Origin of the sequence: Streptomyces mangrovisoli (assembly GCF_000974985.2) — a bacterium.
GTDB classification, from domain to species: Bacteria; Actinomycetota; Actinomycetes; order Streptomycetales; family Streptomycetaceae; genus Streptomyces; species Streptomyces mangrovisoli.
Map to the genome: position 1 here is coordinate 15,806 of NZ_LAVA02000008.1, position 23,540 is coordinate 39,345.

At 73.8% G+C, this 23,540-nt stretch carries 18 protein-coding genes; 12 read left to right on the plus strand and 6 right to left on the minus strand.

Annotated features, from left to right (window positions below; translation table 11 throughout):
* Nucleotides 1-160 precede the first annotated feature (160 nt).
* Nucleotides 161-706, plus strand: a complete 546-nt coding sequence (locus WN71_RS04065; protein WP_046581684.1) for a sigma-70 family RNA polymerase sigma factor — start codon at nt 161-163, stop codon at nt 704-706.
* Nucleotides 707-716: 10 nt separating this feature from the next.
* Here the strand turns inward: WN71_RS04065 and WN71_RS04070 are convergent, their stop codons facing one another.
* The 3 genes from WN71_RS04070 to radA all read right to left on the minus strand — a co-directional run bounded on the left by WN71_RS04070 (nt 717) and on the right by radA (nt 6,534).
* A complete protein-coding gene (locus WN71_RS04070) occupies nt 717-3,743 on the minus strand; it encodes an AfsR/SARP family transcriptional regulator (RefSeq protein WP_063777662.1) in 3,027 nt (1,008 codons plus the stop codon).
* A gap of 175 nt (nt 3,744-3,918) precedes the next feature.
* A complete protein-coding gene (gene disA / locus WN71_RS04075; RefSeq protein WP_046581683.1) occupies nt 3,919-5,043 on the minus strand; it encodes a DNA integrity scanning diadenylate cyclase DisA in 1,125 nt (374 codons plus the stop codon).
* An 81-nt stretch (nt 5,044-5,124) separates the two neighbouring features.
* On the minus strand, nt 5,125-6,534 hold the full coding sequence (radA, locus tag WN71_RS04080) for a DNA repair protein RadA (RefSeq protein ID WP_046581681.1): 1,410 nt from the start codon (nt 6,532-6,534) through the stop codon (nt 5,125-5,127).
* 286 nt (nt 6,535-6,820) lie between these two features.
* Here radA and WN71_RS04085 point away from each other — a divergent pair, with 286 nt between their 5' ends.
* Entirely contained in the window at nt 6,821-8,575 is a 1,755-nt protein-coding gene (locus tag WN71_RS04085; RefSeq protein ID WP_240529554.1) for a BACON domain-containing protein, read from the plus strand.
* 157 nt (nt 8,576-8,732) lie between these two features.
* Here WN71_RS04085 and WN71_RS04090 read toward each other — a convergent pair whose 3' ends face one another.
* Nucleotides 8,733-9,590: a DUF3109 family protein gene (locus tag WN71_RS04090; RefSeq protein WP_079177631.1), complete on the minus strand. Its 858-nt coding sequence runs from the start codon at nt 9,588-9,590 to the stop codon at nt 8,733-8,735.
* A gap of 83 nt (nt 9,591-9,673) precedes the next feature.
* Here WN71_RS04090 and WN71_RS04095 point away from each other — a divergent pair, with 83 nt between their 5' ends.
* The 4 genes from WN71_RS04095 to ilvD all read left to right on the plus strand — a co-directional run bounded on the left by WN71_RS04095 (nt 9,674) and on the right by ilvD (nt 14,391).
* A complete protein-coding gene (locus WN71_RS04095; RefSeq protein WP_046581677.1) occupies nt 9,674-10,606 on the plus strand; it encodes a Ppx/GppA family phosphatase in 933 nt (310 codons plus the stop codon).
* A gap of 253 nt (nt 10,607-10,859) precedes the next feature.
* Nucleotides 10,860-11,690: a sugar phosphate isomerase/epimerase family protein gene (locus tag WN71_RS04100; RefSeq protein ID WP_046581676.1), complete on the plus strand. Its 831-nt coding sequence runs from the start codon at nt 10,860-10,862 to the stop codon at nt 11,688-11,690.
* Entirely contained in the window at nt 11,687-12,289 is a 603-nt protein-coding gene (locus tag WN71_RS04105) for a TetR/AcrR family transcriptional regulator (RefSeq protein ID WP_046581673.1), read from the plus strand. The genes WN71_RS04100 and WN71_RS04105 overlap by 4 nt, the downstream gene beginning before the upstream one ends.
* Before the next feature lie 248 nt (nt 12,290-12,537).
* Nucleotides 12,538-14,391, plus strand: a complete 1,854-nt coding sequence (gene ilvD / locus WN71_RS04110) for a dihydroxy-acid dehydratase (protein ID WP_046581672.1) — start codon at nt 12,538-12,540, stop codon at nt 14,389-14,391.
* A gap of 321 nt (nt 14,392-14,712) precedes the next feature.
* Here ilvD and WN71_RS04115 read toward each other — a convergent pair whose 3' ends face one another.
* On the minus strand, nt 14,713-16,857 hold the full coding sequence (locus WN71_RS04115; RefSeq protein WP_046581670.1) for a serine/threonine-protein kinase: 2,145 nt from the start codon (nt 16,855-16,857) through the stop codon (nt 14,713-14,715).
* A 182-nt stretch (nt 16,858-17,039) separates the two neighbouring features.
* Between WN71_RS04115 and WN71_RS04120 the strand changes: the two genes are divergently transcribed.
* From WN71_RS04120 to proC, 6 genes are all read left to right on the plus strand, one after another.
* Nucleotides 17,040-17,366 carry an SH3 domain-containing protein gene (locus WN71_RS04120; protein WP_046581668.1) on the plus strand — a complete coding sequence of 109 codons (327 nt, stop codon included), beginning with the start codon at nt 17,040-17,042 and terminating at the stop codon, nt 17,364-17,366.
* Nucleotides 17,367-17,671: 305 nt separating this feature from the next.
* Complete coding sequence (locus WN71_RS04125; protein ID WP_046581665.1) at nt 17,672-18,175, plus strand: hypothetical protein; 504 nt, start codon at nt 17,672-17,674, stop codon at nt 18,173-18,175.
* A gap of 76 nt (nt 18,176-18,251) precedes the next feature.
* Nucleotides 18,252-19,031, plus strand: a complete 780-nt coding sequence (locus WN71_RS04130; protein WP_046581664.1) for a class I SAM-dependent methyltransferase — start codon at nt 18,252-18,254, stop codon at nt 19,029-19,031.
* Between the two features lie 317 nt (nt 19,032-19,348).
* Complete coding sequence (locus WN71_RS04135) at nt 19,349-20,167, plus strand: ABC transporter ATP-binding protein (RefSeq protein WP_046581663.1); 819 nt, start codon at nt 19,349-19,351, stop codon at nt 20,165-20,167.
* Complete coding sequence (locus WN71_RS04140) at nt 20,164-20,961, plus strand: ABC transporter permease (protein ID WP_046581662.1); 798 nt, start codon at nt 20,164-20,166, stop codon at nt 20,959-20,961. The genes WN71_RS04135 and WN71_RS04140 overlap by 4 nt, the downstream gene beginning before the upstream one ends.
* 135 nt (nt 20,962-21,096) lie before the next feature.
* Nucleotides 21,097-21,909: a pyrroline-5-carboxylate reductase gene (proC, locus tag WN71_RS04145; protein ID WP_046581661.1), complete on the plus strand. Its 813-nt coding sequence runs from the start codon at nt 21,097-21,099 to the stop codon at nt 21,907-21,909.
* Nucleotides 21,910-21,955: 46 nt separating this feature from the next.
* On the opposite strand, the gene trpS is transcribed toward proC, so the two are convergent.
* A complete protein-coding gene (trpS, locus tag WN71_RS04150) occupies nt 21,956-23,017 on the minus strand; it encodes a tryptophan--tRNA ligase (protein ID WP_046581658.1) in 1,062 nt (353 codons plus the stop codon).
* Between the last annotated feature and the right edge of the window lie 523 nt (nt 23,018-23,540).

Below are 23,540 nucleotides of genomic sequence, written 5' to 3' on the forward strand. Positions count from 1 at the left end.
GCGTATATCGCCGTCGTCACCGCGTGGACCGGTTGTCCATCGGCGCGTGGACCACCTGTCAAACGAACATGCATCGCCCGTCGCGACACTCCGAGCTCCAGGAGACCCGGCCCCGGTCCGTGCACCGGGGCCGGGTCACCCCGAGGAGCAGGAGCACACCATGAACGTGACCGTCATCGGATCGGCCTGCGCCGTCTCCCCCGAGGAGCGGGCGCTGCGCGACCTCTACCTGGAGCACGGCCCGGCGCTCTACTCGTACGTGCTGCGGATGCTGGGCGGGGACACCCACCGCACGGAGGACATCCTCCAGGAGACGCTGCTGCGCTGCTGGAACAAGCAGACCCTGGCCGACGGCGAGGGGATGGCGATACGCCCCTGGATGTTCCGGGTCGCCCGCAACCTCGTCATCGACGCGCACCGCACCCGGGCGGCCCGGCCGGCGGAGATCGGCGGCAACTCCTGGCTGAGCGACCTGTGCGCCGAGGCCGACGACATCGAACGGATGCTGTCGTCGATGGTGGTGCGCGACGCCCTGCGGTCGCTGACCCCGGCGCACCGCGAGGCGCTCCGGGCGACGATCTTCGCGGACCGCACCACGCAGCAGGCGGCCGAGGTGCTCGGCGTCCCGCAGGGCACGGTGAAGTCCAGGGTGTACTACGCCCTGCGCAGCCTCAGAACGGCGCTGGAGGACAACGGGGTGAGCTGAACACCCCATGTCACGGGGATGGTTCGGCCTCCCCGTCCAGTTCGCGCAGCCGGCGCCGTACCACGTCCGCCTCCGCGTGGGCGAGTTCCTCCAGCCGGGCCAGCGCGGTCGCCAGGGCCGTACGCGCGGCGTCGCGGTCGCCGGTGGCGAGGTGGGCGTCGGCGAGATGGCTCAGCACGTCCGCTTCGAGGAAGCGGTCGCCGATCCCGTGGAACAGCCGCGCCGACAGCTCGAAGCGTTCGATCGCCTCCGGGTACCGGGCGAGGTGGTGCAGGGCGTAGCCGAGGGTGTCCTGCGTCGACGCCTCCCCGTAGGGGTCGCCCTGCTCGTGGTAGAGCAGGACGGCCTCCGTGCAGCGCCGCAGCGCCTGCTCGTGCTCGCCGATCAGGATGTACGTCCACGCCACCTGGTTCAGCACGCCGGCCTCGCCGCTGACGTCGCCCTCGGACCGGTACAGCTCGACGGCGCGCGCGTAGTGGTCGAGCGCGGCGTCGCGCAGGTCCGTCCGGTTGCACAGGTAGGCGAGCCCGCGATGGGCGCGGGCCTGGCCGCTCGCGTGGCCCGCCGCGCGGAACAGCTCCAGGCCCTGTTCGAGGTGGTCCCGCGCCTGCGCCGCGTGGTTGAGCTGGGAGTGGGCCACCCCCAGCCCGCACAGGGAGTACGCCTGCCCGGTCACGGAGCCCAGCGTGCGGGCCGACCGCAGCGCCGCGGTGTTGATCTCCAGCAGGTCGTGCCAGTAGCCGAGCCGGTTGAAGTAGACGTCCAGGGCGGCGGCGGTGCGCCAGGCGTGGGCGTCGAAACCGTGGGCGGCGGCGTGGCCGACGATCTCGCGCAGCACGTACCGCTCGGTGCGCAGCCACGCGGTCGCCCGCGCGCGGTCGCTGAACCGCAGCGGCGCCGCGTCCGTTGTGCCCGTCGGCAGGGGGATCACCTCGCGGAACGGGTCCAGGACGACGGAGGCGTGATGCGCGCTGAGCAGGAAGTGGTCGTGCATCCTGAGCAGCGCCGCGGCGCGGGCCGGTGCGTCGTCCTCGGCCTCGACGAGTTCCGTCGCGTACGCGCGCAGCAGGTCGTGGAAGACGAACCGGCCCGGTGCCCGCTCGATGAGCAGACTCGCCCCGGTCAGCTCGGTCAGCACCGTGCGCACCCGGCGCGGCGCCAGATCGGCCAGGGCGGCGGCCGCGTCGGTGGTGATGTCGGGGCCCGGATGCAGGGCGAGCCGCCGGAAGAGGACCGCGGCCTCGGGCGACAGGCCGCGGTGCGACCAGGAGAAGACGGCGCGGGCGTCGGTGCCGAGGTCGCCGCCGGAGAAGGCGTCCAGGCTCCCGTGGTCCTGGCGCAGCTCCGCGGCGATGTCGGCGAGCCGGAAGCCGGGGTGCAGCGCGGCGCGCGCCGCGACGATCGACAGCGCCAGCGGCAGCCGGGCGCAGAGTCCGACGATGGCCCGCGCCGCTTCGGGCTCGGCGTCGACGCGCGCCCCGCCCAGCCGTCTGGCCAGCAGTTCGAGGGACTCCTCGGCGGAGAGCGGGCCGAGCGTCAGCGGCCGGGCGCCGTGCCGGGCCACCAGACCGCTCAGCCGGCTGCGGCTGGTGACGATGACGAGACAGCCGGGGGCGGCGGGCAGCAGCGGCCCGACCTGCTCGGTGTCCACCGCGTTGTCCAGCACGATCAGGACGCGGCGGCCGGCCAGCACGCTGCGGAAGAGGGCGGCCTGCGCGTCGAGTCCCTCGGGGACCTCCTGCGGGGCGACCCCGAGCGCGACGAGGAACGTGCCGATCGCCTCGCCGGGCTCCGTCCGGGCCGCCGACGGGCCGTAGCCGCGGAGGTCGACGTAGAGGCTGCCGTCGGGGAACCGGTGCGCGATGCGGTGCGCCCAGTGCACCGCGAGGGTCGTCTTTCCTGCCCCGGCCATCCCGCTGATCAGGCCGATCACCGTGGCCTGCGGCTGTTCCCGGTGCGGCAGCAGTGCGGCGAAGCAGTCGAGTTGGGTCCGGCGTCCGGTGAACGTCGCCAGGTCGGTGGGCAGTTGACTCGGCCGTACGACGTGCTGGGGGCCCGGGTGCGGTTCCTGGCCGGTGTGCGTGTCCCGGCCGTCGGCTCCGGGGCCGGTGTCGGTGACGTCTCCGGGGCCGGTGTCGGTGACGGTGGTTTCGTCGAACTCCGGGTGGGCGCGGCCTGCTTCGTCCTCCACGTCCGGGTGAGGGGCGCGTACGCCGCCGTCCGACCCGGCCGGGCGACCGCCCGTGCCCGCGTCGGCGGGCCCGGGGCCGTCCGCGAGCAGCCCCGCGTGCAGCGCGCGCAGCCGTGGGCCGGGTTCGATGCCGAGTTCGTCGGCGAGGGTGCGGCGCGTGCGGTCGTACACGTCGAGCGCCTCGGCCCGGCGGCCGCCGCGGTACAGGGCGGTGAGGAGCAGTTCGCAGAGCGACTCGCGCAGCGGATGCGCCGCGTACAGGGCGGTCAGTTCGGGCAGTGCCCGCTCGTGCAGGCCGAGGCCGACCTCGATGCGCAGCCGCGCCTCCAGGACGGCCGTCCGCCGCTCGGCCAGCTGCCGCCGCTCGACCTCCGCACGCGGCCCCGGCACCCCGGCGAGCGGCACTCCGTCCCACAACTCCAGAGCGCTGCCCAGCAGTTGTACGGCGTCCGGGCCGTCGCCCGCGGCGTGCCGGGCCTCGGCGCGGGCCACCAGGTCCTCGAACCGGTCGAGGTCGCTGACGATGTGGTCGCCGCGCAGGGCGTAGCCGTCGCCCAGGGACACCACGAGCCGGGGCGCCTCCCCGGCGGGCCGCTCCGGTTCGAGGAGTCTGCGCAGCCGGGAGACGTAGGTGCGCAGCACGGAGACCGCTGCCGCCGGCGGTTCGGCGCCCCAGATCCCGTCCACGAGTTCACCGACGCCGACCGCCCGGCCGCGGCGCAGCAGCAGCAGGGCGAGGACGGCGCGCTGCTGGGGCGGTCCCAGCGCCAGCTCGGTGCCGTGCCGCCAGGCGCGCGGCGGACCCAGCACGCAGAACCGGAAGGACTCCTTCGAACGTGCGTCCACGCGGAGGACAGTAGCCAACCGAGAGGGGCACCGTCAGGCGGAACGGCCATTCCCGGACACGTGCCCCGCCGGGCGGAGTGCCCGTGGACGTCCCCCTGGGCGCACCCCGTGCCGTACTCCCGGACGTGTCTTTGGTGGACGGGTCCCCAGTGCTGCGACCGGAAAGGTCACAGCACTAGACGTACCGTTCGAGGATCGACGACTCGGCGAGCCGTGACAGGCCCTCGCGGACGCTGCGGGCGCGGGCCTCGCCGACGCCGTCCACCGTCTGGAGGTCGTCGACGCTCGCGGCGAGCAGCTTCTGGAGCCCGCCGAAGTGCTCGACCAGCCGGTCGATGATCGCGCCGGGCAGCCGCGGCACCTTCGCCAGCAGCCGGAAGCCGCGCGGCGAGACCGCGGAGTCGAGCGCCTCGGGCGAGCCCGTGTAGCCCAGCGCCCGCGCCACCGTGGCGAGTTCGAGCAGCTCGGCGTGGGAGAGGGCGTCCAGCTCGTACAGCGCCTCGTCGACCGTGCGGGAGCGCTTCGCGGTGGGCTCGGGCACGTAGTCCCGCACCACCAGTTCCCGCTCCGGCTCCACGCCCGCGATCAACTCGTCCAGCTGGAGCGCCAGAAGACGGCCGTCGGTGCCCAGCTCCACCACGTACTCGGCGATCTCGGTGGCGATCCGGCGCACCATCTCCAGGCGCTGCGCCACCGCCGAGACGTCGCGGACCGTGACCAGGTCCTCGATCTCCAGCGCCGACAGCGTCCCCGCGACCTCGTCGAGGCGGAGCTTGTAGCGCTCCAGGGTGGCGAGGGCCTGGTTGGCGCGGGACAGGATCGCCGCCGAGTCCTCCAGGACGCGCCGGTTGCCGCCGACGTAGAGCGCGATCAGGCGCATCGACTGGGAGACCGACACCACCGGGAAGCCGACCTGCTTGCTGACCCGGTCGGCGGTGCGGTGCCGGGTGCCCGTCTCCTCGGTCGGGATGGTGGCGTCCGGCACGAACTGCACGCCCGCGCGCAGGATCTTCGACAGGTCCGAGGAGAGCACCATCCCGCCGTCCAGCTTGCACAGCTCGCGCAGCCGGGTCGCCGTGAACTCGACATCCAGCACGAACCCGCCGGTGCACATCGACTCGACGGTCTTGTCGGAGCCCAGCACGATCAGCCCGCCGGTGTTGCCGCGGACCACCCGCTCCAGGCCGTCACGGAGCGCCGTACCCGGTGCCACGGCGCTCAGCGAGGCGCGCATCAGGCCCTCGGAACCGGCACTCCCGCCGGACTTTCCGGGAGCCGATGCCCGGTCGTTGGCTGCCACTGCATTCCTCCGGTCGCAGGTACTGGGGCGCTCCCGCCGCGCGCACTCGGTTCGTACGGACGGGCGAGACCAGGGCAAAGTCTACCGGCGGTCCTCCTCCTCCCGTGGGGCCTCTCGGCGGCGGGAGCGCGGCAGGACCCGCAGCGCGTCCCCTATGTCCGCCACTTCGAGGACCTTCATGCCGGCCGGCACCTTGCCCGGATCGCCCGGTACGAGCGCGTGCGTGAAGCCCAGCCGGTGCGCCTCCGAGAGTCTGCGCTGCACGCCGGTGACCCGCCTGACCTCGCCCGCGAGGCCCACCTCGCCGATCGCGACGAGGTTCTTCGGCAGCGGGACGTCGCTCGCCGCGGACGCCAGGGCCAGGGCGATCGCGAGGTCGGCGGCGGGCTCGGAGAGCTTCACCCCGCCCACCGTCGCGGAGTAGATGTCCCGCTTGCCGAGCGCGCTGATGCGGCCGCGCTGCTCCAGCACCGCGAGCATCATCGAGACACGGGAGGTCTCCAGGCCCGACGTGGTGCGCCGGGGCGAGGGGATCTGCGAGTCGACGGTCAGCGCCTGCACCTCGGCGACCAGGGGGCGGCGGCCCTCCAGCGTGACCGTCAGACAGGTCCCGGGGACCGGTTCGTCACGCCGGGTCAGGAAGAGTCCGCTCGGGTCGGTGAGGCCCGTGATGCCCTCGTCGTGCAGCTCGAAGCAGCCGACCTCGTCCGTCGCGCCGTAGCGGTTCTTGACACCGCGGACCAGGCGCAGGCGCGCGTGCCGGTCACCCTCGAAGTGGAGCACGACGTCCACCAGGTGCTCCAGCAGCCGGGGACCCGCGATGGCGCCGTCCTTGGTGACATGGCCCACCAGCAACGTGGACATGCCGCGCTCCTTGGAGGCACGGATCAGGGCGCCCGCGACCTCCCGGACCTGCGCCATGCCGCCGGGCGCGCCGTCGATCTCCGGGGAGGCGACGGTCTGCACCGAGTCCAGGATCAGCAGCGACGGCTTGACCGCGTCCAAGTGCCCGAGCACGGCCGCCAGGTCGGTCTCGGCGGCGAGATACAGGTTGTCGTCCAGCGCCTTGATGCGGTCCGCGCGCAGCCGGACCTGGCTCGCCGACTCCTCGCCCGTGACGTAGAGGGTGCGGTGCTCCTCGCTCGCCGACTTCGCGGCCACGTCGAGCAGGAGGGTGGACTTGCCGACGCCGGGTTCGCCCGCGAGCAGCACGACCGCGCCGGGCACCAGCCCGCCGCCGAGCACCCGGTCCAGCTCCGGCACGCCGGTGGTGCGGGCGGTGGCGGTGCGGCCGTCGACCTGGCCGATGGGCACCGCGGAGGTGGTGACGCGGCCCGGGGCGGTGGTGCGGACCGCGGGCGTGCCGTACTCGTCGATCGTGCCCCAGGCCTGGCACTCGGGGCAGCGGCCGAGCCACTTGGCCGTCTGCCAGCCGCACTCCGTGCAGCGGTAGGACGGGCGGTCCTTGGTGGTCTTCGTACGGGTGGCCATGCGGAAACCGTAACCGCCCGCACCGACAACGCGGCCCCGGACGGATGCGGACCGGGCCCTTCGCCCCACCGGCGCGGGTCCCCGCCACCCGTGCCACGGCCCCCGCGCGCGCCCCCGCCACCCCTGCCGCGGTCCCCGTACGCGCCCCCGTTTCGACACACCCCGTCATGGGCGAGCCATGGGATGACGGTTTCCTGTCCCCTTATGAGGGATCGTTTCACCCGTACGGATTAAATGTGCTCAAGGGTGAGGAACGGGTCGTCCGGCGGCGCCTACGGTCGCACGGGTGATGAGCAGCAGTCCGGAGACCTCGACCCGCACCACCGGCGCACACCGGGCGCACCGGGAAGCGCGCGACGCTGCCACGGCGCACGCGCGGGCGCAGCGGCCCCCCGCGCGCTACGAGCCCTATCTGGACGGCCTGTTCACGTACTGCATGTCCGTGCTCTGCGATCACGACGCGGCCACCGCGGCCCTGGCCGACGTCCTCGCCGTCGCCGAGCGGCGCGGCCACCGCGGCCCGGTCGGCCCGGGCCGGCGCCGCGCCTGGCTGTACGCGCTGGCCCGCTGGGCGTGCCTGCGCAAGCTCGCCGAGGCCCGGCAGCGGCGCCAGGGCACGCACGCGGCCGGCCGCCCCGACGCCGACGGGACGCAGGACGGTGTCCCGGCGCCGGCCCCGGAGGTCCAGGAGCAGCGCCGCCGCGAACTGGCCCTGCTCGCCTGGCCCGAGGCCGCGGGCACCACCCCCGAGCAGCGCGAGGCGCTCGAACTGGCCGTCCGCCATCACCTCGACGCCGCCGAGGTCGCCGCCGTCCTCGGCCTGGAGACCCCGGCCGCGCGGGAGCTGCTCTCCTCCGCCGCCTGCGAGGTGGAGCGCACCCGGGCCGCGCTCGCCGTCGTCGAGACCGGCGCCTGTCCCGGCGTGGCCCGGCTCACCGGCGACCCCCAGCTCGTGCTCAGCGCGGCGGTCCGGCGCGAACTGGTCCGGCATGTCGACGACTGCCCGCGCTGCCGCCGTACCGCCGAGCGCGCGGTGCCCGGCCGCTGGCCCGGCGCCACCGTCACGCCCGACCTGCTGCCCGTGCTCGAGGCGCCCCGCGCGGCCCTGTGCGGTGCGCCGACGCACCACCCGCGCGCGCGGGGCGCCGCCGTCCCGCGCTTCGACCGGCGGGGCTTCCCCATGGACCCCAAGGACCGTGCGGCCCGGCGCGACCGCATCCGCGCGCGGGCCGTGACCACGACCGTCGTGGCCACCGTCGTGGCGGCCCCGGTGCTCGCGCTGTGGGCGGCCTACCGGGGGGAGCCCGCGGGCGACGGCGGCGACGGCCGCGCGGCCAGCGTCGGCGAGGAGCGCGGCTCCGGCGCGGCGGCCGGCGACGGCTACCAGAACGCCGGGAACGCCGGCACCCCGCCGGGCGGCCACGCCTCCGGCAAGGGCGCGAGGCCGGGCGTGTCCGTGGAGGTCGTCAGCGTGGCCGGGGCGGGCAAGGGGGCCGAGCGGCTCGCGGTGAAGGCGAGCAACAGCGGGACGACCACGCTCATCACCCTGACCGCGTCCGGGCCCGACCCGGTGCGCTGGTCGGCGGTGACCCCCGCCTCCTGGCTCCGGCTCAGCCGGACCTCGGGAACCCTGGAACCGGGCCGGTCGGTGACGATCCAGGTGCAGGTCGACCCGTTGCGCGAGCCGTCCGGCGCCTGGAGCGCGCGGGTGGCGGTCTCGCCCGCGGGCGCCGTCGTCACGATCGACGGTCACGGCCCGGTGCCCACGCCCACCGCGTCCCGGCCCGGCGGCTCGGCCGACCCGGACCCCACACCGACGGCCCCGGCGGCCTCGGGCGGCACGTCCAGCGCATCCCCGTCGTCGCCCCCGCCCTCCGACCCGGACCCCACACCGAGCACCTCGGCCGGCTCCGGCTCCCAGGACCCGCCGTCCCCGTCCGACGACGGAGACGGCGGGGAAGAAGGAGACGAAGGAGGCGGTGGTGGCGGTGGCGGCGGCGGTGGGAACGGCGGCGGCCACCACGGCGGTCATGACGGCTAGGCGCCGTCGCCCGGTCCGGTACGGGCACCTGCTTCGGTCCGGCCGTCCGGTTCGGGCCGCCCGGCGGCCCCGCCCCGCCCGTAGTCCCATGGGCGCGCGAGGCGGTACGGCGGCACGGCCGGACGGGCCCATACGCCCGCCCCGCCGCCCGGTCGGCTCAGCCGACGGGATCCGCGGGATGCGGGGCCACCAGAGGCAGCTGCGCGGCCAGCCGCTGCTCGCAGAGGCCGACCAGGAGGTCGTAGCCCTCCTTGCCCATCAGCTCGGTCAGCTCCGCCCGGTAGGAGACGTACACCGGGTCGCCCGCGCCGTGCGCGGAGGTCGCCGAGGTGCACCACCAGTGCAGGTCGTGGCCGCCCGGACCCCAGCCTCTGCGGTCGTACTCCCCGATGGAGATCTGGAGCACGCGGGTGTCGTCGGGCCGGTCGATCCAGTCGTACGTCCGCCGGATCGGCAGCTGCCAGCAGACGTCCGGCTTGGTCTCCAGCGGCTCGCGCCCCTCCTTCAGGGCGAGGATGTGCAGCGAGCAGCCCGCGCCGCCCGCGAAGCCGGGCCGGTTCTGGAAGATGCAGCTGCCCTGGAACGGCCGGGTCTGCCGGTCGCCGTCCTCGTCCTCCGAGACCCAGCCGTTCGCCAGGCCCTCGTCGTGGTGCTGCCAGATCTCCGGGGTGAGCCGCGCGACATGTCCGGCCACCCGCTTCTCGTCGTCCTCCTCGGAGAAGTGCGCCCCCAGCGTGCAGCAGCCGTCGGCCGCCCGGCCCTCCTTGATGCCCTGGCAGCCGCTGCCGAAGATGCAGTTCCAGCGAGAGGTCAGCCATGTCAGATCGCACCGGAAGACCTGCTCGTCGTCCGCCGGATCAGGGAACTCCACCCACGCGCGGGGGAAGTCCAGTCCCTTCTCGTCGGCCACGCGGTCCTGCCCGGCCCGCTTCGACTGCCTCGGCGGCTTCACCCGCGAAGGACCGTCGGCAGAATTGGCAGCTTTGTCGGTCTTCGCCTTTTTCGTCTTTGGCACCCGTCCAGGGTAAGTCGCCCGAAGGCCCTTCAGGCACTGCTCGGGGCACTGAGAAACGCCCAGGTGGCAGTAGCGTTCCGTACATGAGACTCGGTGTCCTCGACGTGGGTTCGAACACGGTGCATCTGCTGGTGGTGGATGCCCACCCGGGCGCACGCCCGCTGCCCGCGCATTCGCACAAGGCGGATCTGCGCCTTGCCCAGCTCCTCGACGAGGGCGGGGCCATCGGGCCCGAAGGGGTCGACAAACTGATCGGCGTCATCAAGGACGCGCTCCAGGCCGCGGAGGACAAGGGCGTCGAGGACCTGCTGACGTTCGCGACCTCCGCCGTCCGCGAGGCCAGCAACGCCGACGACGTCCTGGCCCGGGTGAAGGCCGAGACCGGGGTCGAGCTCCAGGTCCTCACCGGCGCCGAGGAGGCCCGGCTCACCTTCCTCGCGGTCCGCCGCTGGTTCGGCTGGTCGGCCGGCAAGCTCCTGGTCCTCGACATCGGCGGGGGCTCCCTGGAGATCGCGTACGGCATCGACGAGGAGCCCGACGCGGCGGTGTCGCTGCCGCTCGGCGCGGGCCGGCTCACCGCGGGCTGGCTGCCCGCCGATCCGCCCGCAGCGGACGACATCCGCGCGCTGCGCCGCCATGTCCGGGCGCAGATCGCCCGCACGGTCGGGGAGTTCGCGCGGTTCGGCGCCCCCGACCACGTGGTCGCCACCTCCAAGACGTTCAAGCAGCTGGCCCGGATCGCCGGGGCGGCCCGCTCGGCCGACGGCCTCTATGTGCAGCGCGAGCTGAAGCGGGAGTCCCTGGAGGCGTGGGTGCCGCGGCTGGCCTCCATGACGGCCGACCAGTGCGCCGAGCTCCCCGGGGTCTCCGAGGGCCGCTCCGGCCAGCTCCTCGCGGGCGCCCTGGTCGCCGAGGGCGCGATGGACCTGTTCGGCGTGGAGAACCTGGAGATCTGTCCCTGGGCACTGCGTGAGGGCGTGATCCTGCGCAGGCTGGACCACATGGGGTCGGCGTAGCGGACGTAAGGCCGGACCGCAGGGGGTCGGCGTGGCGGACGTAGGACCGGACCGCACGGGACCGGCGTGGCGGACGTAGGACCGGACCGCACGGGACCGGCGTGGCGGACGTGCCCAAGGCGGGGCGCGGGGGCAGAGGGCGTGGACGCGGGGGTGGCCGTGACACGGGGACCCGGTCCCCGCCCATGGGGAAACTCACAACGGCGAAGAGCGACCCCGCATCAAGGTGTTCGCACCCCGTAACCTGTCCTGCGTGGCAGAACCAAGGGACGTCGTCCGCATCCCGGATGCGAAGGTCGCCTTGTCGACGGCCTCCGTGTACCCGGAGTCCACGGCGACGGCCTTCGAGATCGCCGCGCGCCTCGGGTACGACGGCGTCGAGGTCATGGTGTGGACCGACCCCGTCAGCCAGGACATCGAGGCCCTGCGCCGCCTCTCCGACTACCACCGCGTCCCGATCCTGGCCGTGCACGCGCCCTGCCTGCTGATCACGCAGCGGGTGTGGTCGACCGACCCGTGGGTCAAGCTCCAGCGCGCCCGCGCGGCCGCGGAGAAGCTCGGCGCGAGCACCGTCGTCGTCCACCCGCCGTTCCGCTGGCAGCGCCAGTACGCGCGCGACTTCGTTGGCGGGATCTGGCGGATGGCGAACGAGACGGACGTGCGGTTCGCCGTGGAGAACATGTACCCCTGGCGCTACCGCGACCGCGAGATGCTCGCCTACGCCCCCGACTGGGACGTCACCAAGGACGACTACCGGCACTTCACGATCGACCTCAGCCACACGGCGACCGCCCGCACCGACGCCACCGAGATGATCGACCGCATGGGCGACCGCCTCGGACACGTACACCTGGCCGACGGCAACGGCTCCAACAAGGACGAGCACCTCGTGCCCGGCCGCGGCACCCAGCCCTGCGCGGAGCTGCTGGAGCGGCTCGCGCTCACCGGCTTCGACGGCCATGTCGTCATCGAGGTCAACACCCGCCGCGCCATGTCCAGCGCCGAGCGGGAGGCCGACCTCGCCGAGGCCCTGGCCTTCACCCGGCTGCACCTGGCCTCCGCGGCGAAGGTGCCCCGGCCGTGACCGGGGCCCCGGCCCGGCGGCGGGGACGCCCGCCGGGCGCGGAGTCCGCCGACACCCGCGACCGCATCCTGGCCGCGGCCCGCGAGGAATTCTCCGAACGCGGCTACGAGAAGACGTCCGTGCGGGGCATCGCCAAGGCGGCCGGGGTGGACTCGGCGCTCGTGCACCACTACTTCGGCACCAAGGACCAGGTCTTCGAGGCGGCCGTCGAGCTGGCCTTCGCGCCCGCGCTGAACGCCGAGGCGCTCGCCGAGGTCCCCTTCGCCGAGGTCGGCGAGCGGCTCACCCGCTTCATCTTCGGCATCTGGGAGAACCCGGTGACCCGGGCCCCGCTCCTCGCGATCGTGCGCTCGGCGGTCAACAACGAGGCCGCCGCGGCCGTCTTCCGCCGGCTCGTCGTCAGCCAGGTCATGCGCCGCGTGGCCGGCCGGCTCGACCTGCCGGACGCGGAACTGCGCGCCGAGCTCGCGGCCGCCCAGCTGGTGGGGTGCGCGATGCTCCGCTACGTGATCAAGGTGGAGCCGCTCGCCTCGGCCGACGTGGAGCAGATCGTGCGCCGGGTGGCGCCGGTGGTGCAGGGGCATCTGACGGGGCCGTAGCGCGGGCCGCCGCAGGTGCCTGCGAGGACCCGCGGTGTGCCGGCGAGGTCCCGCGGTCGCCCCTCCACAGGTGCCGGCGAGGTCCCGCGGACGCCCCTCTGCAGCTGCCGGCGAGGCCTCGCGGGCCCCCCTCCTCCGAGACACGCATCCCGCATTCCGGACACTCCGTCCCGCCCCCTGGATGACCGGCGTACGCTCGGTGCCATCAGAAATCTCTGATCGCAGTGTCTCTGAAGGAGCGAGCGACGATGCCCGAGCTGAGGTCCCGCACAGTCACCCACGGCCGCAACATGGCGGGCGCCCGCGCCCTTATGCGCGCCTCCGGTGTACCGGGTGCGGACATCGGCCGTAAGCCCATCATCGCGGTGGCCAACAGCTTCACCGAGTTCGTGCCGGGCCACACGCACCTCCAGCCGGTCGGCCGGATCGTCAGCGAGGCGATCACCGAGGCGGGCGGCATCCCGCGCGAGTTCAACACGATCGCCGTCGACGACGGCATCGCGATGGGCCACGGCGGGATGCTCTACAGCCTGCCCTCCCGCGACCTGATCGCCGACTCGGTGGAGTACATGGTGGAGGCGCACTGCGCCGACGCCCTGGTCTGCATCTCCAACTGCGACAAGATCACGCCCGGGATGCTGATGGCGGCGCTGCGCCTCAACATCCCGACGGTCTTCGTCTCCGGCGGCCCGATGGAGTCCGGCCGGGCGACCCTCGTCGACGGCACGGTCCGCACCCTCGACCTGGTCGACGCGATCTCCGACGCCGTGAACGACAAGATCTCGGACGAGGACATCCAGCGGATCGAGGAGAACGCCTGCCCGACCTGCGGCAGCTGTTCCGGCATGTTCACCGCGAACTCGATGAACTGCCTGACCGAGGCGATCGGCCTGTCCCTGCCCGGCAACGGCTCGGTTCTCGCCACCCACACGGCCCGCAAGCGGCTCTACGTCGACGCGGCCCGCACGGTCATGGACATCACCCGCCGCTACTACGAGCAGGACGACGAGACGGTCCTGCCGCGCAACGTCGCCACCTTCGCGGCCTTCGAGAACGCCATGGCGCTCGACATCGCCATGGGCGGCTCCACCAACACGATCCTGCACCTGCTGGCGGCGGCCCAGGAGGCGGGCGTCACCTTCGGCCTGGAGGAGATCGACGCGGTCTCGCGCCGGGTCCCCTGCCTCGCGAAGGTCGCCCCGAACGTCGCCAAGACCCGCACGTACTACATGGAGGACGTGCACCGGGCCGGCGGCATCCCCGCCCTGCTCGGTGAGCTGCACCGCGCGGGCCTGCTCAACGAGGACGTGCACGCGGTCCACAGCCCGTCCCTGTCGGACTGGCTGAAGACCTGGGACGTGCGTGGCGGCTCCCCGTCCCCCGAGGCCGTCGAGCTGTGGCACGCGGCCCCCGGCTGCGTCCGCTCCGCCGAGGCGTTCTCCCAGTCCGAGCGCTGGGAGGCGCTGGACGAGGACGCCGAGGAAGGCTGCATCCGCAGCGCCGAGCACGCCTACTCCAAGGACGGCGGCCTCGCGGTCCTGCGGGGCAACCTCGCGGTCGACGGCTGTGTCGTGAAGACGGCCGGCGTCGACGAGTCGATCTGGACCTTCGAGGGTCCCGCGGTCGTCTGCGAGTCGCAGGAGGAGGCCGTCGAGAAGATCCTCAACAAGCAGATCACGCACGGCGACGTCGTCGTCATCCGCTACGAGGGCCCCAAGGGCGGCCCCGGTATGCAGGAGATGCTCTACCCGACGTCCTTCCTCAAGGGCCGGGGCCTCGGCAAGACCTGCGCGCTGATCACCGACGGCCGCTTCTCCGGCGGCACCTCGGGCCTGTCCATCGGCCACGCCTCGCCCGAGGCGGCGTCCGGCGGCACGATCGCCCTCGTCGAGGACGGCGACCGCATCCGCATCGACATCCCCGGCCGCACCATCGAGCTGCTGGTCGACGAGGCCGAGCTGGCCCGCCGCGAGCAGGCGCTCGGCGGGGTGTACGCGCCGAAGAAGCGCGAGCGCAAGGTCTCGGCGGCGCTCAGGGCCTACGCGGCGATGGCGACCAGCGCGGACAAGGGCGCGGTGCGCGACGTGAGCAAGCTGGGCTGATACGCCCGGAAAGGGGCCGTCTCCCGAGTGGGGGCGGCCCCTTCGCCGTATCCGGCCGCGAGCGAAGGGGAATTGGGAGGTGCCGTTCGCACAGTTCCCCGCGCCCCTGAGAGTGTGCCCGCGGTCCGGTGGGGGTTGCTCGCGCAGTTCCCCGCGCCCTTGTGGGGCGCGGCTGCCGAGGCGCCCCTGGAAGGGGCGCGGGGAACTGCGCGACCAGCCACGACGGAGCCGCAGGCAGACTCTCAGGGGCGCGGGGAACTGCGCGAACACCCTTGGCCGTCGGCGACCGGGAGGCCCGGGAGGCCCGGGAGGCTCGGCGGCTCACCAGCCCGCCGGGTCCCGCCCGTCCACCGTGAACACCGTGCCGTCCGGCGCCGTCGCGCAGACCCGGCGGCCGAGGACGACCGGCTCGGGCAGCACCGCGGGCACCCGGTCGGCGGCCCCGCCGATACGGGCGGGGGTCTGCCCGACCAGCCGGCCCGAGCGCGCGTCGACCGCGAGCAGCCGGCCGTCCGCGGCGCTGACGTACACGTGCTCGGCGTCGGCCACCGGCAGCGAACCGCGGCTGACGGACGTCTCCAGGTGCCACATCCGCTTGCCGCTGTCCATGTCGATCGCGTCCAGCGAGCCCGCGGCGCCCAGCACATGGACGACATGCCCGGCCACGGTGGCCTGCGGATCCTCGCGCGGCACCGGCAGCGCGACCCGGCGGGTGGCGGCGGAGCCGGGCCGGTAGCGGACGACGGCGTCCGCGTAGCCGTAGGTCGAGCTCAGGGACAGGAAGAACACCGATCCGTCCTGGGCGGCGACCGGCCGCAGCGTGCCCTTCAGCCGCGCGTCCCAGGCGACCGCGCCGGTGTCCGCGTCCACCGCGACGACCCGCGTGGTCGAGCCGTCGGCGGACACGGTCGTCGTATAGGCGTGGTCGTCGTCCCCGGCGAAGGCGGTGAAGCCGGCCGTGCCCTGGCCGGGGACGCGCCGGTGCCACTTGGTGCGTCCGGTGGCGGCGTCCACCCCGGTCGCCGTCCCGTCGGTGCCGGTGAGCACCAGGGTGTCCCCGGCCCGCAGCACCCCGCTGTAGGCGGAGAACGTCCGCTGCCAGGCGGGCTTGCCGGTGGCCGGGTCGAGGGCCTGGAGGCTGCGGCCGTGGTCCGACGGCGGCTGGACGAGGCCACCGGCCAGGACGGGCGGTCCGCTCCAGCGGGTCGTGGCGACGGCGCGGCGCCACAGCAGGGAGCCGTCCGAGGGGTCGACGGCGAAGACCACGCCGGGGCGCGCGCACAGCAACCTGCCTGCCCCGGCGGAGCATTCGGGCGCGCCGCCCGAGCCGGTGACGGGCTTGACCGCCCAGGCGCGGAACGCGGCGGCCGTGGCGGGGGAGCCGGTGGTTCTGGCCGTGCCGTTGCCGCCGCCGGCCTGGTCGGACCAGGCCATCGAGGCCAGTCCGCCGCCCGCCAGCAGCCCGAACACCCCGGCGGCGACGCCCAGTCGGCGCCGCAGCCGCCGGCCCGCGGGCCGCGCTCCGGGTGCGTCGGCGGCCGGTTCCACGCCCTCCGCCTCGTCCGTCCGCGCCGCGGCGGCACCGGCCCCCGGCTCGTCCGTGCGCTGGGCGGGGATGAAGGCCTGGGTGTCGTACGACGCCGACACGGAGCGCAGTTCACGCATCAGCTCGTCCGGAGTGGGCCGGTCCTCCGGCTCCTTGGCGAGGCAGCGCTCCACCAGCGACGCGAGATCGTCCGGTACGCCCGTCAGGTCCGGGTCGTCGTGCACGACCTGGTAGGCGACGACATAGGGGCTGTCGGAGTCGAACGGGCCGCGTCCGGTGGCCGCGTGGACCAGGACGGAGCCGAGCGCGAAGATGTCCGCGGCGGGCCCCACCTCCCGCGGCCGCCGGAACTGCTCGGGCGCCATGAAGGGCGGAGTGCCGATCAACTTGCCGGTCTCCGTGCGCAGTTCGCTGTCCGCGGGCCGGGAGATGCCGAAGTCGATGACCTTCGGACCGTCCTCGGCGAGCAGCACGTTGCTGGGCTTGAGATCGCGGTGCACCACGCCCACGCGGTGGATGTCGCGCAGCGCCTCGGCCAGCCCGGCCATCAGCCGGCGCACCTGCGCGGGCGCCATCGGACCGTTCCGCTTCACATGGTCGGAGAGGGTCGGGCCGGGAATGAACAGCGTTGCCATCCACGGCCGTTCGGCCTCCGGGTCGGCGTCCACGACGGACGCGGTGAACGCCCCGCTGACCCGCCGCGCGGCCGCCACCTCCTGCCGGAAACGGCCCCTGAACTCGGGATCGCGGGCGAACTCGGCGTGCACGACCTTCACCGCGAGCTGCCGGCCCGACGTGCTCCGCGCCAGATGGACGACGCCCATCCCGCCCGCGCCGAGGCAGGACTCGAGACGGTAGTGACCGGCGTACTCGGGAAGGTCCGCTTCCGCGCCCGCTCCGGTGTTCCTGCGTGGCGCCATGGGACCACCCCCGTGCTGTTCGTCCGCGCGCGCGACGCTCGGAGCCTAGTCGATGGTGCGTACGAGACAGAGGCGACTTGCTGGCACTCACGTGCGAATCGTGGAGGGGTGTTTCGTGGCATCTTTTATGGGAATCAACGGAACCCCATGAACGTCATGGGGTTCGACGGGGGAGGGTCATCATGTCTGTCGACCGTGCGGAAGCGGTGGAGGAAGCCGGGGAAGGCGCCGAGCCGGAGGCGCTCGTCGCGGCCACCACGCTGCACTACTACGCGGTGGCGCCGGGCGTCCGCCTGAACGTGCGCAGCGGCCCCGGCACCAGCTACAGCCTGGTGCGCACGCTGGCCGAGGGCGCCTCGGTGCCGATCTACTGCCAGACGCCGGGCACGAGCGTCGCCGGCTACTACGGCACCTCGAACATCTGGGACAACATCGGCAACGGCGAGTTCGTCTCCGACGCGTATGTGCACACGGGGAGCGACGGCTACGTGGCGAGCCGCTGCGGTTAGCCGTCCGGCGGTTCGCCGTCCCGTCCGGGACCGGGACCACGGGGCCCGGTCCCGGCCCCGGTCCCGGTCCCGGTCCCGGCCCGGCCGGGGGTGGTGGGTGTCGGTGGTTCGGGGGCCGCGGCTCCGTCGTGGTTGTTCGCGCAGTTCCCCGCGCCCCTTCCAGGGGCTTCGGGCTGTGCGCCCCGGAAGGAGCGCGGGGAACTGCGCGACCAGCTGAGACGGGCCCGCACTCGGACCTGGGCCGGGAGCCCCGTTCCTTCTGGCCGGGGACCGGGCCCGCGGACCCGGCCAGCCATAATCGACGGGTGAGCGACGAACACGGCACCCCGGACGACCCCCCGGGCACGCGCGGCCCCCGCCCCGAGCCCCTCCGCTTCTTCGGCACCACCTGGGTCGAGCGCGACAACGGCTACGCCCTCCGCCGGGCCGGCGTGGCCGCGGGCGCGCTGGTCGCCGTCGTCGTGTCCTGCCTGGTGCTGCGCTTCGCGTACCAGGGCCTGGAGATCGCCGACATCGGCACCTTCGTCTCCGTACTGGTCGTCGGCATGTTCGCGATCTGCAGCGCGCTCGCGTTCGGCCACACCTGGGAGAGCTTCCGCAAGCACCCGGACCCCGAGCGCCAGTCGTCCCTGCGCGGCCTGCTGGCCATCGGATTCGTCGGCTCGCTTGCCGCGTACTTCGTCCGCTCCCTGACCGAGGCCCCTGGCGAGGGGCTGTACCGCAGCGAGTACGAGACCGCCCGCGCCGAGCACGCCCGCCGCGCCTCCCGCCGCACCGGCAACCCCTCGAAGAAGCGCCGCCGCGCCTGACCGCCAAAGGCTCCGCCGGGCCGAAGCCCCGGCAAAATCCCCCGCCGTGCACAGCCCCCGGGGCCACCATGGCCTCATGACCACGACTCCGCAGCCGTCCCACAGCGCCCGCGCCCACTCCTTCAACGCCGCGGCGGCCCAGTACGCCGCGAACCGCCCCTCCTACCCGCCGGCCCTCCTCGACGCGGTGGAGGAGCTCGCCGGCCGGCCGCTCGCCGGAGCCCGGGTGGTCGACGTGGGCGCGGGGACCGGGATCGCCACGGGGCTGCTGCACGCGCGGGGTGCCGACGTCGTCGCCGTGGAGCCCGGCGAGGGCATGGCGGCCGAGTTCCGGCGCATGCTCCCCACCGTGCCGGTGGTCCGCGGCGTCGGCGACGCGCTGCCCCTCGCCGACGCCAGCGCCGACCTCATCACCTACGCCCAGGCCTGGCACTGGACCGAGCCCGCCCGCTCCGCGCCCGAGGCGCTGCGCGTGCTGCGGCCCGGCGGGGCGCTGGCCCTGTGGTGGAACACCGACGCGCGCGGGGTGCCGTGGACCGCGGCGCAGGCGGACCGTATCGGCCGCCGCTTCGGCGCCAACCCGGCCGTCGAGAAGAACGGGAGCGGGGCCCGCGTCGCGCTCGCCGACCCGACGGGCCTGCTCGACTTCGTCCGCCGCACCGTCCGGTGGAGCCGCACCGTGCCGATCGACACGCACCTCGCGAACATCGGCAGCCATTCCATGTTCCTGATCCAGGAGGAGGCGGAGCGGACCGCGTTCCTCGCCGAGGAGCGCGAGCACGTCCGCGAGGTCTTCCCCGACGGCATGGTCGAGGAGATGTACGACGTACAACTCCTCGTGGCCCTCGCCCCCTGACCCCCAGCCCCCTCCGGGGCGCGGGGAACTGCGCGAGCAGGTCCCACCGACCCGCGGCCGCGCACCGAGCCTGTTCCCCCTGCGGGCACGTCGCGGCCGGCCGCGCGGTTCCCGCGCCCCCAGGGCGGGTCGCCAGGTCCTCGGGTGTGCAGCCCCCGCCGGTCGTCAGGTCCTTGGGCGTTCAGCCCCCGCCGATCGTCAGGTCCTAGGGCGTTCAGCCCCAGCCGCCCCCAGGCCCACGCACCCACGCCGACCCACGTGATCCCGACCCCGGTCGGCCCTTGACGCCCCACCCCCGCCCGAGCAGTATTCATCGCATGATGAATTCACTGTCCGCGGACAGCCCCCCGGCCGTCCACGCCGCCGGACTCACCGTGGTCCGCGGCAGCCGTCAGGTCCTGAAGGGCCTCGACTTCACCGTCCCGCGCGGCCGGATCACCGGCCTCCTCGGACCCTCCGGCTGCGGCAAGACGACCCTGATGCGAGCGATCGTCGGCACCCAGGCGAACGTCGGCGGCACCCTGGAGGTCCTCGGCAGCCCCGCGGGCGACGCGAGCCTGCGCACCCGGATCGGCTACGTCACCCAGGCCCCGTCGGTCTACGACGACCTGACCGTGCGTCAGAACCTGGAGTACTTCGCCGCGATCCTGCACCCCGGCCGCGCCCTCGCCGACCACCGCCGGGCCGACGTCACCCGGGTCATCGAGGACGTCGACCTCACCAGCCACACCCACGCCCTCGCCGGGAACCTCTCCGGCGGCCAGCGCAACCGGGTCTCCCTCGCGGTCGCCCTGCTCGGCGCGCCCGACCTGCTCGTCCTCGACGAACCCACCGTCGGCCTGGACCCCGTGCTCCGCCGCGACCTCTGGAACCTCTTCCACGACATCGCCGCCGACCGCGGGGTCACCCTGCTCGTCTCCTCCCACGTCATGGACGAGGCCGAGCGCTGCCACCGCCTGCTCCTCATGCGGGAGGGCCTGTTCCTCGCTGGGGGCACCTCCCGGCCGGAGGCCGGGGGAGACACCCCGGACGCCCTGCGCGCCCTCACCCCCGCCGGCACCGTCGAGGCGGCCTTCCTGCACCTGGTGGACGAGGCGGCCGCCGCGTCCCGCGCCAAGGAGACGACGACCCGATGACCACCACCGCGCCCACCCCGGCCGCACCCGCCGTTCCCACCCCGCCCGGCGGCGCGCTCACCCTCTCCCGCACCACCGCCACCGCGGCCCGCGTACTGCGCCAGCTGCGCCACGACCCGCGCACCATCGCGCTGCTGATCGTGGTCCCCTGCCTGCTGCTGGTCCTGCTCCGGTACGTCTTCGACGGCAGCCCGCACACCTTCGACAACATCGGCGCCTCGCTGCTCGGCATCTTCCCGCTGATCACGATGTTCCTGGTGACGTCCATCGCCACGCTGCGCGAACGCACCTCCGGCACCCTGGAGCGGCTGCTCGCCATGCCGCTCGGCAAGGGCGACCTCATCGCCGGCTACGCCCTCGCCTTCGGCACCCTCGCGGTCATCCAGTCGGCGCTCGCGACCGGCCTCGCGGTGTGGGCCCTCGGCCTCGACGTGCTGGGCTCCCCGTGGCTGCTGCTCCTGGTGGCGCTGCTCGACGCGCTGCTCGGCACCGCGCTCGGCCTCTTCGTCTCGGCGTTCGCCGCCTCGGAGTTCCAGGCCGTCCAGTTCATGCCCGCGGTGATCTTCCCGCAGCTGCTGCTGTGCGGCCTGTTCACCCCCCGCAGCAACATGCACCCGGTCCTGGAGGCCATCTCCGACGTGCTGCCGATGTCGTACGCCGTCGACGGCATGAACGAGGTGCTCAAGCACACGGACATGACGGCGGTCTTCGTCCGGGACGTGCTGATCGTGGCCGGTTCCGCGCTGCTGGTCCTCGGCCTCGGCGCCGCGACCCTGCGCCGTCGCACCCCCTGAACCCGCGGCCCCCGGAACCGCCGGCCCGCCGACCGTCCCAAGCCCGCCGGCCGTTCCCTGCCCGCCCGCCGTCCCACGTCCCGCCAGCCGGACACCTCCCCCCGGCCCCCGCGCGCCGGTGCCAGACTGAACCGCATGACCCAGAAAGTGGCAGTTCTCGGCACCGGCAAGATCGGCGAAGCCCTGCTCAGCGGGATGATCAGGGGCGGCTGGGCCCCCGCCGACCTCCTCGTCACCGCGCGCCGCCCCGAGCGGGCCGAGGAGCTCCGCGCGCGGCACGGCGTCACCCCGGTCACCAACGCCGAGGCCGCCAAGAACGCCGACACCCTGATCCTCACGGTCAAGCCGCAGGACATGGGCGCCCTGCTCGACGAGCTCGCGCCGCACATCCCGGCCGACCGCCTGGTCATCAGCGGAGCCGCCGGCATCCCCACCTCGTTCTTCGAGGAGCGGCTCGCCGCGGGCACCCCGGTCGTCCGCGTCATGACGAACACCCCCGCCCTGGTCGACGAGGCCATGTCCGTCATCTCGGCCGGCACCCACGCCACCGCCGAGCACGTCACCACCGCCGAGTCGATCTTCGGCGCGGTCGGCAAGACGCTCCTCGTCCCGGAGTCGCAGCAGGACGCGTGCACCGCGCTCTCCGGCTCGGGACCGGCGTACTTCTTCTATCTCGTCGAGGCCATGACCGACGCGGGCATCCTGCTCGGCCTGCCCCGCGACAAGGCCCACGACCTGATCGTCCAGTCCGCGATCGGCGCCGCCACCATGCTCCGCGACAGCGGCGAGCACCCGGTCAAGCTCCGCGAGAACGTCACCTCGCCCGCGGGCACCACCATCAACGCCATCCGCGAACTGGAGAACCACGGCGTGCGCGCCGCCCTCATCGCCGCGCTGGAGGCCGCCCGCGACCGCAGCCGCGAGCTGGCCACCGGCAAGAAGGACTGAGTCGGCCGCCCCCGGTGAGGCCCGTCCCCACCGGGGGTCCGCGCGCCTACCGGACCGCGCCCGCCACCTCCCCGCCGGGCGCCGGCACCTCGGCGGGTGCGGGCTCCTCGGCCACGGCGGGCAGCAGCCCGATCGCCCGGTAGGCGGCGTCGACGGTCGGCCGGGCCATGCCCCGGGCCCGCGCGGCACCCTCGCGCAGCACCCCGTCCACATAGGCCGGATCGGCGCACAGCGCCCGATGGCGTTCCTGGAGCGGCCGCAGCACGTCCACGACGGCGTCCGCCGTGTCTTTCTTCAGAGCGCCGTACGACGAGTAGTCCGCGCTCAGCCGCTCCGGGTCCGCGCCCGTGCACGCGGCGAGGATCTCCAGCAGATTGGTCACCCCGGGCCGCCCGGCCCGGTCGTACACGACCTCGCCCGCGCTGTCGGTGACGGCCCGCATGACCTTCTTGCGCACCGCGTCCGGCTCGTCGAGCAGATAGACGATGCCCGGCCCGGAGTCGTCCGACTTCCCCATCTTCGAAGCCGGCTCCTGGAGGTTCATCACCCGCGCCGCCACCGTCGGCAGCGTGGCCCGCGGCACCACGAAGGTGTGGCCGTAGCGCTGGTTGAACCGCACCGCGAGGTCCCGCGCCAGCTCCACGTGCTGGGCCTGGTCGTCGCCGACGGGCACCTCCCCGGCGCCGTACGCCAGGATGTCCGCCGCCATCAGCACCGGATACGTCAGCAACGACAGCCGGACGCTGCCGCCCCGCTCCCGCTCCCGCGCGGCCTTCTCCTTGTACTGGATCATCCGCCGCATCTCGCCGTCGGTGGCCACACACTCCAGGACGTACGACAACCGGGCGTGCTCGTCGACATGGGACTGCACGAACACCGTGCACAACCGCGGATCCAGCCCCGCCGCGAGCAGCAGCGTGGCCGTCTGCCGGGTGAGCCTGCGCAACCGCGCCGGATCGTGGTCCACGGTCATGCCGTGCAGGTCGACCACGCAGAAGACGGCGTCCGAGCGGTGCTGGTCCACCTCGGCCCACTGCCGCATCGCGCCCAGGTAGTTCCCCAGCGTCAGATGCCCGGTCGGCTTGACCCCGCTGAAGACTCGCGTCATGTCTCTTCCACCTCCACGTCGTGGCCGCCGTCCCGGCGGCCGGCCCCGGAAGCTGGAGGGGGATACGCGAACGGCCGCCGAAGCGGCGGCCGTCTGGTGCATACGTGACTACGGCCGCCGTCAGGCGGCCCACCACAGTTGGGTGCACGTACGCGTCGTCATGCGGTCCACGGTACGCCCGGAGGGGGTCCTTCCGCCGGAGGTTGACACACCCCACGCCGATCCGTAGTGTTCTCCGAGTTGTCCGACGTGAGCACCGACTCCGGTCGGCCCCGGACAGCCATTCCGCACCACCTCCTCTACACCGACTGCTGTCGATCCGGCTGCCGTCGTTTTATTGGCGTGTGTATTTGCGAAATGAGGAATCCGCGTTCGAAAGGACGCAGGCCGCCGATTAGCGCGGGGGCCGGGAATCCGCTAAAGTCTCACTCGTCGGAACGGCCGAGAGGCCGGGAAGACAAGCCCGCCGACAGGGAATCGGACGCCGAAAGAGTCTGATAGAGTCGGAACCGCCGGAAAGGGA

What these genes read in the sequence shown, in the direction of transcription:
- WN71_RS04065 (WP_046581684.1), top strand. Translation starts at nt 161, where the DNA reads ATGAACGTGACCGTCATCGGATCGGCCTGCGCCGTCTCCCCCGAGGAG.
- radA (WP_046581681.1), bottom strand. Translation starts at nt 6,534, where the DNA reads ATGGCCACCCGTACGAAGACCACCAAGGACCGCCCGTCCTACCGCTGC.
- WN71_RS04095 (WP_046581677.1), top strand. Translation starts at nt 9,674, where the DNA reads ATGAGACTCGGTGTCCTCGACGTGGGTTCGAACACGGTGCATCTGCTG.
- ilvD (WP_046581672.1), top strand. Translation starts at nt 12,538, where the DNA reads ATGCCCGAGCTGAGGTCCCGCACAGTCACCCACGGCCGCAACATGGCG.
- WN71_RS04115 (WP_046581670.1), bottom strand. Translation starts at nt 16,857, where the DNA reads ATGGCGCCACGCAGGAACACCGGAGCGGGCGCGGAAGCGGACCTTCCC.
- WN71_RS04120 (WP_046581668.1), top strand. Translation starts at nt 17,040, where the DNA reads ATGTCTGTCGACCGTGCGGAAGCGGTGGAGGAAGCCGGGGAAGGCGCC.
- WN71_RS04130 (WP_046581664.1), top strand. Translation starts at nt 18,252, where the DNA reads ATGACCACGACTCCGCAGCCGTCCCACAGCGCCCGCGCCCACTCCTTC.
- WN71_RS04135 (WP_046581663.1), top strand. Translation starts at nt 19,349, where the DNA reads ATGATGAATTCACTGTCCGCGGACAGCCCCCCGGCCGTCCACGCCGCC.
- WN71_RS04140 (WP_046581662.1), top strand. Translation starts at nt 20,164, where the DNA reads ATGACCACCACCGCGCCCACCCCGGCCGCACCCGCCGTTCCCACCCCG.
- proC (WP_046581661.1), top strand. Translation starts at nt 21,097, where the DNA reads ATGACCCAGAAAGTGGCAGTTCTCGGCACCGGCAAGATCGGCGAAGCC.
- trpS (WP_046581658.1), bottom strand. Translation starts at nt 23,017, where the DNA reads ATGACGCGAGTCTTCAGCGGGGTCAAGCCGACCGGGCATCTGACGCTG.